The 15,952-nt window shown below is 42.7% G+C and carries 13 protein-coding genes; 10 read left to right on the plus strand and 3 right to left on the minus strand.

Annotated features, from left to right (window positions below):
* Positions 1-149 precede the first annotated feature (149 nt).
* Both C0213_00425 and C0213_00430 read left to right on the plus strand, forming a co-directional pair.
* Complete coding sequence (locus C0213_00425) at positions 150-1,484, plus strand: guanine permease (GenBank protein ID AUX12781.1); 1,335 nt, start codon at positions 150-152, stop codon at positions 1,482-1,484.
* Between the two features lie 9 nt (positions 1,485-1,493).
* Complete coding sequence (locus C0213_00430) at positions 1,494-3,278, plus strand: adenine deaminase (protein AUX10969.1); 1,785 nt, start codon at positions 1,494-1,496, stop codon at positions 3,276-3,278.
* 193 nt (positions 3,279-3,471) lie between these two features.
* On the opposite strand, the gene C0213_00435 is transcribed toward C0213_00430, so the two are convergent.
* Positions 3,472-4,398: an EamA family transporter gene (locus tag C0213_00435; GenBank protein ID AUX10970.1), complete on the minus strand. Its 927-nt coding sequence runs from the start codon at positions 4,396-4,398 to the stop codon at positions 3,472-3,474.
* A gap of 176 nt (positions 4,399-4,574) precedes the next feature.
* Between C0213_00435 and C0213_00440 the strand changes: the two genes are divergently transcribed.
* The 3 genes from C0213_00440 to C0213_00450 all read left to right on the plus strand — a co-directional run bounded on the left by C0213_00440 (position 4,575) and on the right by C0213_00450 (position 7,741).
* On the plus strand, positions 4,575-6,251 hold the full coding sequence (locus C0213_00440) for an aryl-sulfate sulfotransferase (protein ID AUX10971.1): 1,677 nt from the start codon (positions 4,575-4,577) through the stop codon (positions 6,249-6,251).
* Positions 6,252-6,284: 33 nt separating this feature from the next.
* Positions 6,285-6,827 (plus strand): hypothetical protein, encoded by a 543-nt coding sequence (locus C0213_00445; GenBank protein ID AUX10972.1) that lies wholly within the window; start codon positions 6,285-6,287, stop codon positions 6,825-6,827.
* A 77-nt stretch (positions 6,828-6,904) separates the two neighbouring features.
* The gene (locus C0213_00450) at positions 6,905-7,741 is read left to right on the plus strand and encodes a YitT family protein (GenBank protein AUX10973.1); all 837 of its coding nucleotides are present in this window, start codon (positions 6,905-6,907) and stop codon (positions 7,739-7,741) included.
* 216 nt (positions 7,742-7,957) lie between these two features.
* Here the strand turns inward: C0213_00450 and C0213_00455 are convergent, their stop codons facing one another.
* Positions 7,958-9,181 carry an MFS transporter gene (locus C0213_00455; GenBank protein ID AUX10974.1) on the minus strand — a complete coding sequence of 408 codons (1,224 nt, stop codon included), beginning with the start codon at positions 9,179-9,181 and terminating at the stop codon, positions 7,958-7,960.
* Positions 9,182-9,374: 193 nt separating this feature from the next.
* Here C0213_00455 and C0213_00460 point away from each other — a divergent pair, with 193 nt between their 5' ends.
* The gene (locus C0213_00460; protein ID AUX10975.1) at positions 9,375-10,904 is read left to right on the plus strand and encodes a hypothetical protein; all 1,530 of its coding nucleotides are present in this window, start codon (positions 9,375-9,377) and stop codon (positions 10,902-10,904) included.
* Positions 10,905-11,085: 181 nt separating this feature from the next.
* Here C0213_00460 and lepB read toward each other — a convergent pair whose 3' ends face one another.
* Positions 11,086-11,697 (minus strand): signal peptidase I, encoded by a 612-nt coding sequence (gene lepB / locus C0213_00465; GenBank protein ID AUX10976.1) that lies wholly within the window; start codon positions 11,695-11,697, stop codon positions 11,086-11,088.
* A 412-nt stretch (positions 11,698-12,109) separates the two neighbouring features.
* On the opposite strand from lepB, the gene C0213_00470 reads away from it, so the two are divergent.
* From C0213_00470 to C0213_00485, 4 genes are read left to right on the plus strand one after another with little or no spacing between them, the layout of a single operon-like run.
* Positions 12,110-13,363 carry a carboxylate--amine ligase gene (locus C0213_00470; protein AUX10977.1) on the plus strand — a complete coding sequence of 418 codons (1,254 nt, stop codon included), beginning with the start codon at positions 12,110-12,112 and terminating at the stop codon, positions 13,361-13,363.
* Positions 13,364-13,371: 8 nt separating this feature from the next.
* A complete protein-coding gene (locus C0213_00475; protein AUX10978.1) occupies positions 13,372-14,076 on the plus strand; it encodes an aspartate racemase in 705 nt (234 codons plus the stop codon).
* A gap of 9 nt (positions 14,077-14,085) precedes the next feature.
* Positions 14,086-14,793, plus strand: a complete 708-nt coding sequence (locus C0213_00480; GenBank protein AUX10979.1) for a phosphoglycerate mutase — start codon at positions 14,086-14,088, stop codon at positions 14,791-14,793.
* Entirely contained in the window at positions 14,774-15,925 is a 1,152-nt protein-coding gene (locus tag C0213_00485; GenBank protein ID AUX10980.1) for a penicillin-binding protein, read from the plus strand. The genes C0213_00480 and C0213_00485 overlap by 20 nt, the downstream gene beginning before the upstream one ends.
* The last annotated feature ends 27 nt before the right edge of the window (positions 15,926-15,952 follow it).

A 15,952-nucleotide genomic window follows, 5' to 3' on the forward strand; every position in this document is an offset into this window, starting at 1 on the left:
TGGCACTAGCATAACTTAAAAAAAATGCAATTTCAAGTTAAACACGAACTATTTAATTAAATAAAATAAAATTGTTCTTGAATAATCAAATGCAGTTTGGCATACTAGTGTTATTAATGATAAACGGGAGTGATTGGGAAATGGCACCAATGAAGCAATCAGGGATTCAAGCAGGCGCAGATCGCATGTTTAAGTTACAAGAGTCTGGGACAACAATGAAACGCGAAATTTTTGCGGGACTGACAACATTTGTCTCGATGGCTTATATTTTATTCGTTAATCCACAGATTTTAGGCGAAGCCGGCATGGATAAAGGCGCGGTCTTTACAGCGACCGCTCTTTCCGCAATTGTTGGTTCGTTATTAATGGCCTTTTTAGCCAATTATCCAATCGCGATTGCCCCAGGGCTTGGCGATAATGCCTTTTTCACGTATTCAGTCGTGATTGCGATGGGGATTTCTTGGCAAACCGCTATGGCCGGTGTCGTGGTCGCATCCTTGATTTTTATGGTGATTACCTTGTTCAAGGTTCGTGAATACATTATTGACGCGATTCCACATGACTTAAAACTAGCGATGGCTGCCGGTATTGGTCTGTTCATCGCGTTTGTCGGGTTACAAGGTGGCGGGTTAGTCGTTGCCAGCAAATCAACCCTTGTTCAAATGGGGTCATTCACAGTACCGACAACTTGGCTCACGATTTTCGGGTTAGTTGTGACCGGCGTATTGATGGCTAAAAAGGTAAATGGTGCCATCTTTATTGGGATGATTGCGACCACTATTTTAGGCTTAGTGACAAAATTAATTCCGTTACCAGCACAATTGATGTCAGTTGCGCCAAGTATGAAACCCACGTTTGGCGTAGGGATCCAACACTTAGGTGATATCAATCAACCACAATTATGGGCAGTCGTTTTAATCTTCTTATTGGTAGCGTTCTTCGATACTGCCGGGACTTTAATTGGTTTGGCAGAACAAGCCGGCTTCATGAAAAATGGTAAAATGCCCCGCATTGGCCAAGCATTGATGGCTGATTCTGTTTCAATGATGGCCGGTTCCGTAATGGGGACAACGCCAACTGCCGCTTATGTTGAATCATCGGCTGGGATTGCCATGGGTGGTAAGACGGGTTTAACTAGTTTAGTGGTTAGTGTATTGTTCGGGTTTTCGATGTTATTCTCACCATTGTTGACAGTCGTCACATCACAAGTCACCGCGCCAGTTTTAATTATCGTTGGTGTTTTAATGGCGAGCTCATTAAGTAAGATTGATTGGAGTCGCTTTGAAGTGGCGTTACCAAGTTTCTTAACAATCATCGCGATGCCATTGACTTACAACATTGCTTACGGGATTGCTTTTGGCTTCTTAGTTTACCCGGTGACAATGCTTGCTGCGGGGCGGCGCAAGGAAATTCATCCGGCCATGTACGCTTTATTCGTTGTTTTTGTTATCTTGTTGTACGTCATTAATATCTTACCGAAATAAAGGAGAACGATGATTATGTCAGACCGCTTAACGGCTTTTAAAGAATTAATTCAAGCTGGGGGTGCTAAACGGCCCGCAGACCTCATTATTAAAAATGGTCAGTTAGTCAATGTGATGACTGCCGAAATTTATCCGGCAGAAGTTGCTATTTACCAAGGTAAAATTGTCGCGGTGGATCCCGATGTTTCAGCATATCAAGGGACTGTAACGCGTGTGATTGATGCTAAACAACAATACATTGTGCCGGGTTTGATTGACGGTCACATTCATGTGGAATGTAGTAAGTTAAGTATGACGAGTTTTGCTGAAGCCGTTGTCCCCCATGGCACAACCAGTATTATCTCAGGGTTAGATGAATATATTTCAGTGATTGGTGTCGATGGTTTATCGGAAATTTTTAAAGAAGTTGATCAATTACCAATGCGTGTTTTCTGGGGCGCGCCCTTCAAGACCCCTTACACAATTCCAGCTTCTACCATCGCCGATAATATTGATTCAACGGTTCAAGCGCAACTACAAAAACGGTCTGACGTTTACGGCGTTTGGGAAACGGTGCGTGAAGCAGTTGAAACACTAGATGAAGATACCTTAAAAACATTATTGAGTGCCCAAGATAACCACGTACCCGTTTGGGGCTGTGCGCCAATGGCAACGGGCACTAAGTTGAATGAATACTTGATGAGTGGCGTCCGGGTCGATCACGAGAGTTACGACCACCAAGAATTATTGGAAAAGGTTCGCAAAGGGATTAACGTTGTGATTCGTGAATCATCAGTGACGCATTTCTTAGCTGAAAATATTCGCGCCATCACTGAAACAAACGGTCAGATTGCACGGCATGTCAGTTTTTGTACGGATGACGTTAACGCAATGGATATCGTCAATAAAGGTCATCTCGATCATTTAGTACGTTTGGCAATCGCAGCTGGGGTTGCACCAATGACGGCCATCCAAATGGCAACAATCAATAGTGCTGAAGCCTACCGCATTGATGATCAAGTCGGCTTAATCGCACCAGGGCGCAATGCGGATATCTTATTGGTTTCTGATTTGGAAGCTTTTGAGATTACCCGTGTCTTGGCTAAAGGTCAACCGGTGGCAACTGACGGGCACATCGATCAAAGTATTGAACGCCCGGTTCGCCCGGCTAGTTTAGCTAACACTGTTATCAGGGATGCCGTCCAAGCTAGCGACTTTGAATATCATGTAGCAGCAGATGCAAGCCAAGTCACTGTTCAAACGATTGCTAGCGAAGGGCCTTTTGTCCGCCATGCTAAGTCTAAGACATTAGCGGTTGAAGATGGGATTGTTCAAATCGATCCCGCTAAAGATGTGGCCTTGATTTCGGTCTTGGAACGTTTTGGTAAAAATGGCAACCAGTCACTAGGGTTCACTTCGGGTTGGACCCTCAAAAAAGGTGCGATGGCCTCGACCGCCGCACCTGATGATAACAACATCATCGTGATGGGGGTTAATCCAGACGATATGGCTTTGGCGGTCAATACGTTGATTGAACGCGATGGTGGCCAAGTCGTTGTGGCTGATGGTCAGATTTTAAGTTTCTTACCACTACCAATCGCCGGGATTGTCAGCGACGTAACGCCGGCCGAACTAGCCGTTCAAGAAGAAGGTATTTTAAAAGCCAGTCAAGCCATTGGAAGTGAAGTGGTCGATCCGATGTTTTATATGACGTTCTTACCAATCACGGCGATTCCCGATTTAGCCATTACTGATTTAGGAAACGTTGATTGTAATGAATTAAGACTATTCGACCCGATATTAACAATTCAATAATAAAAAGGGATCTGACAAAATAACTTTGTCGGATCCCTTTTTTTAATATTGAGGTGTTTTTAATTGGTTAAACGTGCTTTTTGAAACTGACTTCTGCGCTTAGCGTCACTCGTCAAACAACTGCTTACAGCAGTTATTCGCCGAGCTGTGCTAATGCTCAAAGTCAAACCGTTTCAAACGCACTCTTTTTTAATTAGGCGAGTGGTTGTCCGTCCGCTTCTTGGTAGCGTTGTAAGATGTAAATCGCAAGAATTACCAAGATGGCGCCACTCATTTCAACCCAACTGAATTTTGAGTGGAAGAAAATGATGCTGAGGACAAAAGTGATCACAGGTTGTACGGCATCCACGATACTGATTACGGTTGATGGTGCGAAATTTAAACTGTGTAATAAGCAAAGATAAGCAAAAACCGTTCCGATTAAAATAACCGCTAAGATTGCAAGAATCCCAGAACCATTTAAATGAGGTGGTGCTTGCCAGAAGGGGCGGTTGATGTTGAATAAAATCCCACTGATAAACATTCCCCAACCAAGCACTAGAATCGGTGACTTTTCATTGACGATGGGGCGTGGTAAAACAACGTAAAACGCTGCGGTAACCCCGGATAAAATCCCCCAGATTAAGGAATTAAACGGAATTGTCAATGTATGAATATTCCCTTTGGTAATTGAAAGGAAAACCCCTACTAAGGCAATCCCAAATGAAATCAAATCAATTCGATTAGGCCACTTGCGCACAAAGGCGAGCGTCCCAATTACGATGAAAAGTGGGCTCAAGTATTGCAAAATAGTAGCGGCTGCGGCGTTCCCAGTTTGAATACTCATGAAGAAGGTATATTGATTCCCCATAATCCCAAAAAGCGCGTAGGCGATTAACCAGGCTGTCAATCGCTTAGATTTGAAGATTGAGAAGATATCTTGTTTAAACTTAATTGCACCGATTAGTAAAAGAATTAGACCGGCACCTAAGGTTCTAACGGATAAGAACCAGGTCGCAGGGACTTTTTGTCCTTGCGAGATGAACTCGAGGATTGTCCCAGAGACACCCCAAAGTGCAGAAGCCATAGTTGCCCAAAACATCCCCTTAGCGATGTTTTGTGGCTTTAGTTGATTTGTCATTGCTAGCCATCCTTGTCATTTTTTTGTAAATCCATAACTATTTATTATAGGCTAAATGGGCGCGATATGCTATTTACAAAGACCATATTTTCCGAAAATATCTCGATAATTAATCATTAAATATTCACAAACAGACGCTAATATACTACTAATAAACAGATTACGAGGTATTGTGTATGAAAAAACGTCTGAAACAAGGGACCGTCATTCTGCTAGGCGTTATCTTAGTGGGACTACTCCTTTTTAAATTAGTAGGCAGTTCATCGTTATTTAACAAGAATATATTGAGTACGTCTCAGATTATCAAGAACATTGGTAGTCAGACAATCAAGACGCGACAAACGCGTCAGGAAAAATTAACGGCGACTTATAAAAAGGCACTTAACTCGGATCAATATACGAGCGCTAAGCCGTATGTTAAAGTCAATCCTTATGGCACGTCACCACTGAGTGCATTAGTGTTATTTAAAACTGACACTGCGACTAAGGTCACGGTAGAAGTGGTGGGGAAAACGGCTAAAACAAGTATTAAGAGTGAAGTTGGCAAAACCTACACCAAGAGTCACACTATTTCGGTTTTAGGGCTTTATGCGAACTATCAAAATAAGGTGCGCTTAACATTGACGGATAAAGCGGGCCATAAGACGTATCAAACAATTATTGTCAAAACTGCCGCTTTACCAAAAGCAATTGCTTCGATGTCACTGAAGGTCAAAAAAGCGGATAAGACGCAGATGTCAATTGGCAATAGTAGTCTAACCTTCCTTGTGCGTTCAACACAATATCCAGTTGGTGTGGATGCGGATGGTGAAATTCGGTGGTATTCAACCAACTATGTCCAACATATTTTTAAAGTACTCAGCAACGGACATCTTCTTTATTTAACGAAACCCGATAATAAAGATTTAGTCTACAATGATTTGTTGGAAACTGACTTTATGGGACGTGTTTATCGCGAATACCAATTCTCGACAGAAACGCGTAACAATGAATCAGCAAACGACAAAACCGAAACCACCATTATTCACCATGATGCGATTGAATTACCAAACCACAACTTATTACTGACAGTTTCGGATGGTGGTTCAAAATACGTTGAGGATACGATGGTCGAGTTATCCCGAAAGACGGGGAAAGTGGTCAAAGTGATCGATTTGAAGCGACTTTTACCAGCTGCGCTCTATGAGACCTATAAGGCAACTAAACGCTCTGATGGCAAGTTAGATTGGTTCCATCAAAATTCGATCGATTATGATACCAGCGATGATAGTATCGTCATTTCAAGTCGCAATCAGGATTTAGTCATGAAACTAGACTACAAGACATCTAAAATTAAGTGGTTATTCAGTAGTAAATCGGCTAGCAAGTGGCCGTTGAAGTACCGCAAACTATTGTTGAAAGCTGCCGACAGCCAAACAACCTTTACGGGTGGGCAACACGCCGCCACAATTTGGCCGACCGGCGAAGCGGACCAGAAACAACTGGTGTTATTCAACAATAATATGGCCGTTTCAAATGGCGATCAGAAGACGTCTGGCAAATATTCTGAGGGTGTCAGCTACTTAATCGACGAACAGGATAAGACGATTAAGAAGACCTGGTCCTACGGTAAAACATTGGGTAAAACGAATTTTAGTGAAGTAATCGGCTGTACACGCAAATTAACGAACGGTGATTACTTGATTGATTTTGGCTTTAACGATCAAGGCAAGACCAGTCATATCGTAGAGGTCGATCCCAAAACTAACAAAGAGGTCTATAATTTGACGTTTACCAATTTTACGACAATCGGTTATGCTTATCGGGCCGAACGGTTCTCTCTATATAGTCAGAATTATCAATTTAAGTTATGATAAGCTAAATGAAATTCAGCGGAGGAAAAAGGGATGCAATATATTGCCTTGTTGCGCGGTATCAATGTCGGTGGTCAACGAATGGTTAAGATGAGTTTGTTAAAAGCAGCTTTTGAAGCGGCCGGCTTTAACCACGTTAAAACGTATATTAATAGTGGTAATGTATTATTTGAAACACCAGAAACAAAACTGGCGGCGTTAGTGGCCATTTGTGATCGATTGATGACCACGACGTTTGGCTTTTCGGTCCGAATTGCAATTGTCACGGCACAAGCCTTAATCACTGCGGTCGCACAAGCACCGAATTGGTGGGGGACTGATCCCAACAGCAAGCACAATCTGATTGTTGCAATTGCGCCGCAAACCGGGCAATCTCTTAGCGAACAAGTGGGGCCCAGTAAACCCGAGTATGAACAAGTGGCTATTTGCGGGCAGTTTATTTTCTGGTCAGCGCCGATTAAGACCTATGGCCGTACACGCTGGGCCACGGTAACTAAAAGTGAGGCTTACCAATGGTTGACGATTCGTAATGCGAATACAGCTCGTAAGTTAGCCAGATTAGCCCAATCAGCGTAAGTAAGCATCAAAGTGGCATATTATTTGATATTCGTATATACTTATGGTAACAATCCAAAAAAGAAATGAGTGAAGCGATGCGTTTATCAAATTTGAAACAGACGATGCTGCAAATGGGTTTAATCTTAATTGCGTTAGAAATAATTGCGATTGGGATTCAACTTTTCTTTGCCCCCCACGAAGTAGCAGCCGGTGGGGCAACCGGTGTGGGAATTTTATTAGAGGAATTAATGGGCTGGCGAATTTCGACAGTGGTCTTGGTGATCAACATTGGGATGTTGATCTTAGCTTATTTTCTCCTCGATAAAAAAACCACGTTAAGAATTCTCTTTGGTAGTTTTATGTTACCAGTTTGTTTGGCCATCACCCCACAGGCGATGGTGGTTGAAGATAAGCTGTTGGCGATTATTATCGGGAGTGTGGTGTATGCTGCCGGAATCGCCTTGTTATATCGAATTGATGCATCTAGTGGCGGGTCAACCGTGCCACCGTTAATCTTTAAGAAGTATTTCAATATCAAACCAGCATTAAGCTTGTTGGTCGTTGATTTATTAGTTTGTTTTGCCAATGTTTTTGTTTCTGGTTTCGAAACCTTTATGTTAGCGACTTGTTCATCGATTCTGACATTGATTACGATGAATTACATCGAAACGGGCCTTAACCGAAAAAAAGTGCTCTACGTGATGAGCAACGAACAATTAGCAACTATTAAAGAACATCTGGTTGAAGAAGCTGATGTCGGCGTGACAATTTTTGACGTAACAGGTGGTTACTCTAACGAAGACAAGCAAATGTTGATGTTAGTGGTCGAAAATCAGGCTTACCAACACATCATTAATAAAATTCACGAAGTGGACCCGCTAGCATTTACGATAGTTGGTAACATAGCAGAAGTCCGCGGTGGCAGTTTATAAAAATAAGCGTGCGTTTAAACAATAAAAGGGTGTTGGGACAAAATTTATTTTTGTCCCAACACCCTTTTTTGATATCCGAATTTTTATAGTCTAAACGTGTTCTATAGGTCATATCCTTGTGGTTAACATCGAATGTCAAACGATTGCTTACAGCAATCATTCGCCACTCTCGGTTAATCCTCAGGATATACCCGACTTATATAACACTCTCTTTTTTTACAGATGGTTAAAATAGCGTTCTGCTTTTAAATTTTGGACGGTGAGCATCACGACGAAACTGATTAAATAGAGCGTCGAGATGAATAACATAACGATTAGAATGGAATAGTGATCCAGTAACCAACCGATAATGACGCTTGAAAACCCACCGACACAGCGACCAACATTCATGATGACGTTATTGGCAGTTGCCCGAACTTCGGCGGGGTAGAGGCGACTAACAATCGCCCCATAGCCGGCAAACATCCCGTTTGAAAAATAGCCGACAAGCGCGCCGACAATCAGGAGGCCGGTCATATTTTTAGGTAAGGTCAACACATAGACGCCGGCTGCAGAAGCGAGTAAGAAGCCGCTAAAAGCAACACGGGGGCCGATACGATCGAGAATCCAACCAAAGGTTAACATCCCGGCTGACATCCCGACAATCGTTGCGAGCATCCAGGTTGAAGAGCCAGCCATACTGAGGTGTAACTGTTGTTGCATCATTGTTGGTAACCAGTTCATTAACCCGAAGTACCCAGCGATTTGAACGACTGCCATGACCATTAAAGCTAACGTTTGGTGTGTTAATTGACGCGTTTTGAAGAGCGCCTTAATTTGGCCTTTAGGTCGTGCTTGGTCGGTGTCAAAGTTGCGACTTTCGACTAAATGATGCCGAATGAAGAAGGTGATAATCACTGGGAATAACCCGAATAGAAATAGTGCGTGCCAGCCGTATTGGGGTAATACCCAAGCGGCTAAGAGTGAGGCGGCAATCGCCCCTAATTGACCGGCAACACCGACGTATGACGAAACGCGCCCGAGTTGCTTTTTGGGAAAGCTTTCCGCAAGAACGGTCATGCCAATCCCATATTCACCACCGGCGCCAATCCCGGCTAAAAAGCGACAAAAGTAGATGAGGGTCAGTGAATTTGCGAAATACATTGCTGCCGTGGCAAAGGCGAAGATAAAAATCGTGTAGGTGAATGTCTTAATGCGCCCGATACGATCGGCTAAAACGCCAAAAAAAACGCCACCTAACAACATCCCGATATTAGTAATCGTTGCGATCAGTCCTGCTTGGGTACCGCTGAGGTGTAACTCAGCGATGATGGACGATAAGGCGAAAGACAAGAACATAACGTCCATGTTTTCGAGTCCGAACCCGGCGGTCGTCGAGGCGACCACCTTAGACTGGTAGCTTGTTAATCGATGTTGGCTGTGTGCCGTGATAGTTTTCATATTCAATTTTCCTCCAAAAAGGACGCTCTCTGTCGTCCCTTATTTTGCTTTGTGTCATTCTAGCACAGATTAAGTGCAAACCCAAGGTTAAAAAATAGAAAGCGGTTTAAATAAAGCGGGTAATTGATTGACGACACTGCCATAATCTTCTAGTATTAGAGGTATACCAGTGATTTATAAAGGAGGAGCGACAATGGCAACGAAGAAACGACATCATTTTACTTTTCCAAGCGCCTATACGGTGATCTTATTGGTCTTATTATTAGTGATGATTTTGACCTATTTCATGCCGTCTGGGAAGTACGCAAGTTTACAATATAATACCCAAAGCAATAATTTTACCATTACTAGCCCGACTGGCCGTGAATCAACGGCTCCCGGGACGCAAGCAACACTCAAGAAGTACCATGTTAATACGAGTTTAGCGAAATTTAAGGATGGCTCCGTATACAAACCCGTAGCGATCCCGAATACGTATCAACATTTGAAAAAAGCCAATACCGGCCTTTTGGGGGCGGTTAAGCAGTTCTTGAATGCGCCAATTCAAGGCTTGGCTGAAACAATCGATATTATTACCTTCGTCCTTATTTTAGGGGGAATTGTGGGCGTCGTGAATAAAACCGGAGCATTTGCGGCCGGAATGGCTGCCCTATCGAAGAAGTTAAAAGGCCGTGAAGCTTGGTTGATCGTGATTGTGACGAGTTTAATCGCACTGGGAGGGACCACTTTTGGGCTTGCCGAAGAAACGATTGCCTTTTATCCCATTTTAGTGCCCATTTTCATGGCGGCCGGCTATGACGCGCTGGTCGCAATCGCTGCGATTTATTTGGGTAGTTCAATCGGGACTATGGCGTCAACGGTGAACCCGTTCTCAGTCGTTATCGCCTCGAACACTGCCGGGATTAGTTTTACCGAAGGGATGGGCCTCAGAATCGTGATGCTCGTCATCGGAACGGCGATGTGTATCTTCTATACCATTCGCTATGCTGAAAAGGTGAAGAAGGATCCTGAAAAATCATTAATTTATAGTCAAAAAGCAGAATTAGAAGCTCATTTCTTGGGTGATCAAGAAAATAACGTCGTACCGAAGTTTGATTTTCGGAAGAAATTAATGTTAATCATCTTTGCGGTCGGTTTTGTCATCATGGTCTTTGGCGTTAAGGAATGGGGCTGGCTCTTCAATGAAATTTCGGCCTTATTCTTGGCTATTACCTTTATTTTAGCCTTTATTTCTGGCTTGTCGGAAAAAGACTTCGTGGGTGAATTTGTGGCCGGCGCTTCTGATTTATTAGGGGTCGCCTTGGTCATCGCCCTTGCACGGGGTGTGACGATTATTATGGAACAAGCACAGATTAGCGATACGTTACTTTTCTGGCTCAGCAATGGGGTTTCACACATGAGTGGGGTTATCTTCTCAACTGTGATGTTCTTCGTCTTCATCCTCTTAGGGTTCTTTATCCCATCGAGTTCCGGCTTGGCTGTCCTTTCGATGCCAGTCATGGCACCGTTGGCCGACGTGGTTGGCGTTCACCGCGATGTGATTATCAGTGCCTATAACTGGGGGCAAGGAATCATGTCATTTATCACACCAACTGGCTTGGTCTTAGCATCCTTAGCGATGGTCCATGTCACGTTCGATAAATGGTTGAAGTTTGTGCTACCATTGATGTTAGCCATTGGTCTGTTAGCGATGATTTTACTAGGCATCAGTGTTTATCTATAAAAAATAAAGAACCCGGACAAATTAATTTGTCCGGGTTCTTTTTGATATTTGAATATTGATAGTATAGACGTGCTTTTTGAAACTGACTTCTGCGCCTAGCGTCACTCGTCAAACAACTGCTTACAGCAGTTATTCACCGAGCTGTGCTAATGCTCAAAAGCTAACCACTGACAACGCACTTCTAATAGATTTTAAATTTCGTAATTGGCCAGTAGCGTAACTTAACGACGCCTTGGATTCCGTTATAAGCTGAGGCATCATCACTGATGAAGCCGACTTCTTTGTAACGACTATCCTTAGAAACGGTCCGGTTATCACCCATGACGAAGTAGTGATGGGCGGGGACTTTCTTTTGACCTAAAATATCTTTGAGATCGAAAGTGGGGCCGTTTGTTTTGGGATTGAGCGTGAAGTAATCTGAACCAGCGAGGTAGGTTGAAAAATCAGCCTTATATTCCTTAAGGTAAGGCTCGCTGACTTTTTTACCGTTGATATATAATTGATCGCGATCGAATCGAACCGTATCGCCAGGCATCCCGACGATTCGTTTGATGTAGAATTCCCCTTTAGCGTCAGGTGCTTTGAGAATGACGACATCGCCTCGTTTGAGTTTGGCGTGGCGCAGCGCGATGACCCGATCATTTTGTGTAAAGTTTGGTTGCATTGAAGGTCCAAAAACTTGTTCATTGGAAATCACGAAAGTTAATAATAACTGTGAAATACCCACCATGACAGCGGCTAATAGGACAATTTGTAATGTTGATTTCCAAAATTCTTTTGCTTTATTTGACATTTTGGCACATCCTTAAAATTCAGTACCTTCATTGTACTACAATCAAATACGAGATGACAACAAAGTCGTATAGTCACTTAACGATTAACGGGCCATCTTATGGATGCTTTGTCGTTCTTGGCGATCAGTTTGCGCCGCAGATTGATCGTTGATTGACTGGTTTGCAATTAAGTAACCGACACATACAATGCCAACTAATACTGCAAGTAAACGCGCTTTCTTTGACATAATAATCCCTCCCGGTAGATGATAAATTTAGTTTAGCATCGACAAAGGGTCCTCACCATCGAACGAGCTAACGAAATTAAAGCTCGCATGACAATTCTGTAATATTTATGAAAAGGTAAAGAGGATGTCTCTCGACAAGGCGTTCGTGGTATACTAGAGGCATTATTTCTAAGAGGTGAAAGTAATGCCAACAATTGAAGCTAATTTTACACCCGTATTACTCGGTAGTGATTTTAATGTTTATGGAATGGCACGCTCATTCTATGAATTAACAGGAAAACCCGTACAAGCTTATGCCGGCGCGGAGCTTGCACCAACGCGCTATACAAAAATCGTGGACGTGGAAATCACACCCGGTTTCAGTGAAGATCCCGTCTTCATTGAAAAGATGCGCGACTTAATTTTAAAATATCAAACACACACAGAACCAGTGATCTTAATTGGTTGTGGTGATGGTTACGCTGAATTAATTGCTAAACATAAAACAGAATTAGAAGCCGCCTTTATTTGTCCTTACATCGATTATGATTTATTAAAACGTTTGAATAACAAAGAAAACTTCTACCAAGTCTGCGAAGAATTCGATTTGCCTTATCCTAAGACGAAAACAATTACGCAACAAATGGTGCTTGATGGTCAAGTGGACCAACCTTTTGGCTACCCAGTGGCGTTAAAACCCGCTAACTCAGTTGAATGGTTAGATGTTCATTTTGAAGGTCGTAAAAAAGCATTCCGGATTCAATCACAAGCTGAATTCGATATGATTATTAAAAAAATCTACGATAATGGCTACACATCAGACTTGATTTTACAAGACTTCATCCCCGGGGATGACAGTCGGATGCGTGTTTTAAATGCCTATGTTGACCAAAATCACCAAGTGAAAATGATGTGTTTAGGTCATCCATTATTGGAGGATCCCGCACCATCAGCAATCGGGAATTACGTGGCCATTATGCCAGAATACAATGAGACAATCTACAAACAAATTCAAACTTTCTTGGAAGCCATCAAGTTCACAGGTTATGCCAACTTTGATATGAAGTACGATGAACGCGATCAAACTTACAAGTTATTTGAAATTAACTTACGTCAAGGGCGGAGTAGCTTCTTTGTCACATTGAATGGGTACAACTTGGCACAATGGGTTGTTAAGGATTACGTGACAGGCGAATTGAAGGACCAAGCAACGGTTTATGCCAATAAAGACAATGATCAAGCAGCGCTTTGGTTAGGTGTTTCAAAGGGTGTCTTTGAAAAATACGCCCGTGATAACGAAGATAAAACAAAAGCTTTAGCCTTAATTAAAGCTGGTCGTTATGGCACGACTTTCCAATATGCAAAAGATAACAACCCTAAACGTTGGCTATTAACGCAATGGATGTTACACAATTATCGTAAGAATTTCGCACGTTATTTTAAAGAAAATAAAGGGTGATTGCGACTATGAAACAGTTTTTTACAGTGCTTGGCGGTATGGGAACGGCGGCAACCGAAAGTTATATCAGACTTCTTAATCAACGGACACCAACGACTAAGGATCAAGATTTCTTGAATTATATCGTGGTTAACCACGCAACGATTCCTGATCGGTCAACATATTTAATGGACCATAGTCAACCAAGTCCGGAACCTGATTTATTGGAAGATATCCAACAACAAAGTCTTTTGAAACCAGCCTTTTTCGTGATTGCCTGCAACACAGCACATTATTTTTACGACGACTTGCAAGCGGCTGCCTCAGCACCGATTATTCATATGCCGCGGGAGACGGTCAAGAGTATTCAAACGACGTATCCAGAGGCCAAGCGAATTGGTATCTTGGGGACTAAAGGGACCGTCACTGATGGCATCTATGATGAAGCGTTGTTAGCTGAAGGTTATGAAGTGGTGAAACCTAGTCTTGATTTGCAAGAACGGACAATGGATTTGATTTTCAATGATATCAAGGGTCAATCACAGATGAAACCTGAAAAATATCATGCTATTTTAGCGGAAATGCAAACACAATGCGACGCGATTATTTTGGGTTGTACAGAATTATCACTGGCACAAGAATGGGCACCTGACCACGATTTTCCAGTAGTTGATTCACAATCTGTTTTAGTAGATCGGTCGATTGAATTAGGCCTTAAGTTACGTGAAAAGTGAGTTTAAGAAATGGCGAATTTAGTAATTGTTAGACACGGCGAGAGTGTTGCTAATCAACTGAAGACCTATACCGGTTGGTCGGACGTGGCGCTCACTGCAAAAGGGCAACAACAAGCCCAGCAAGTCGGACAGCAGATAAAAGACGCTGGCTTTCAATTTAGTCACGTGCACACGTCTTTATTAAAACGGGCAATTTTGACCAGTTACATTGTTTTAGAAGAACTCGATCAACTGGCGTTACCAATGACCAAGAGTTGGCGCTTGAATGAACGACATTACGGGGCTTTGCGTGGCTTGAACAAAGACACGACGAGAACCGTTTTTGGTGTCCACCAAGTAGCGCGGTGGCGCCGGAGTTATACAGCAGTGCCACCACTTTTAATTCGCTCATCGACAGCGCGCCGCTATCGCTTAGTGCCGCGCCAAAGTCGGCCTCGCGGTGAAAGTTTGGCGCAAGCGACTCAACGGTTATTGCCTTATTGGCAAGATCAAGTGGTGCCGGGCCTATTAGCTGGGCAAGATCAGCTGATTGTCGCGCACGGCTCGACTTTGCGGGCTTTGATTAAAGTCATCGAACAAATTTCGGATCAGGCCATTGATGGGGTCGAAGTTGCAAACGGCGAAGCGCTCTATTATCAATTTGGCACGGATTTAACAGTACTTAAGAAGGGACGACTAGCACTGGGTAGTGAAGCAGATGAAGAAAAAGAAAATTAATATCGCTTTAACGATTTGTGTTTTAGTATTAGGGGTCAGTTTAACTTTTTATTTTAGAAGACAGTTTGTTCGTCAGGCCCAGGCTTTATCCAACGTGCAAACGCAATTGAAGTTAACTAAAAAACAATTAGATATTCAGCGTGCCAAAGTCAACAGAAACGATATCGATGATCGGGTTGTTAACGAGTTAACGACACCCGAACAAGAATATCTAAAGCAACAGTTAGCAACTAATAATTTTAGTGGCACCATTTTAATCGTCCGCCATAACCATGTCATTTATCAAGGTGGTCGTGGATACGCAAATAGTGAACAATTTACGACGCCTAAAACGACTTATCAAATTGGTTCGGTACAGAAATCACTTACCGCAGCACTTGTCATGAAGGCTGTTGAAAAGGGGCAATTAAAATTAACAGATCGACTAAGTCGATTTTACCCTCAGATCCCTAACGCTGATAGAATTACATTACAAATGATGTTGGACATGCGTTCGGGCCTTTTTGAAACCACTGCACCTAAGGTGGTTCAAACCGATGCACAGCGTCTACAATTTGCCCTGAAGCATCTACAGGTAAAGAAGATTGGGCAACATGCTTATTCACCGGTTAATTATGTCTTGTTGGCGGGTATTCTAGAGCAGGTTACGCATAAAAGTTATAATTACTTAATGAAGCAACAAATCATTACACCGTTAGGCTTACAATCATTTAATTTCATGCCTAACTTTACAGACCCACAACATGCGACTGCTTACGCCTACCAAAAAAACGGAGCGTACGGTGCAGAAATAGAAGATCCAGCCTATATCTATACGCGTGAACTAGGGACCGGCAACCTCTATGCAACTGCTAGCAGTTTGTATCAAGTGGAAGAAGCGATTGTGCAAGGTAGGGTCTTTAAAGCGAAGTACTTACAGCAATTACGACACACTAACAATGGACAATATTCAGGTGGCGTTTATAATTATCGTGATTATTTCACTAGTCACGGTATTGAAGCGGGTTTTGAAAGCCATGTTCAGATGGCTCAAAATGGAGCATCAGGGATTATTTTGCTATCCAACCAATATAAATCGACTCCGTCGTTAGTCACGATGAGTAAACAAATTTATCAACGATTGCTAGTCTAAAAAAGAACGCCGAACAAAAATTATTTT

It is taken from the genome of Latilactobacillus sakei (assembly GCA_002953655.1).
In the GTDB taxonomy this organism is placed as follows: domain Bacteria; phylum Bacillota; class Bacilli; order Lactobacillales; family Lactobacillaceae; genus Latilactobacillus; species Latilactobacillus sakei_A.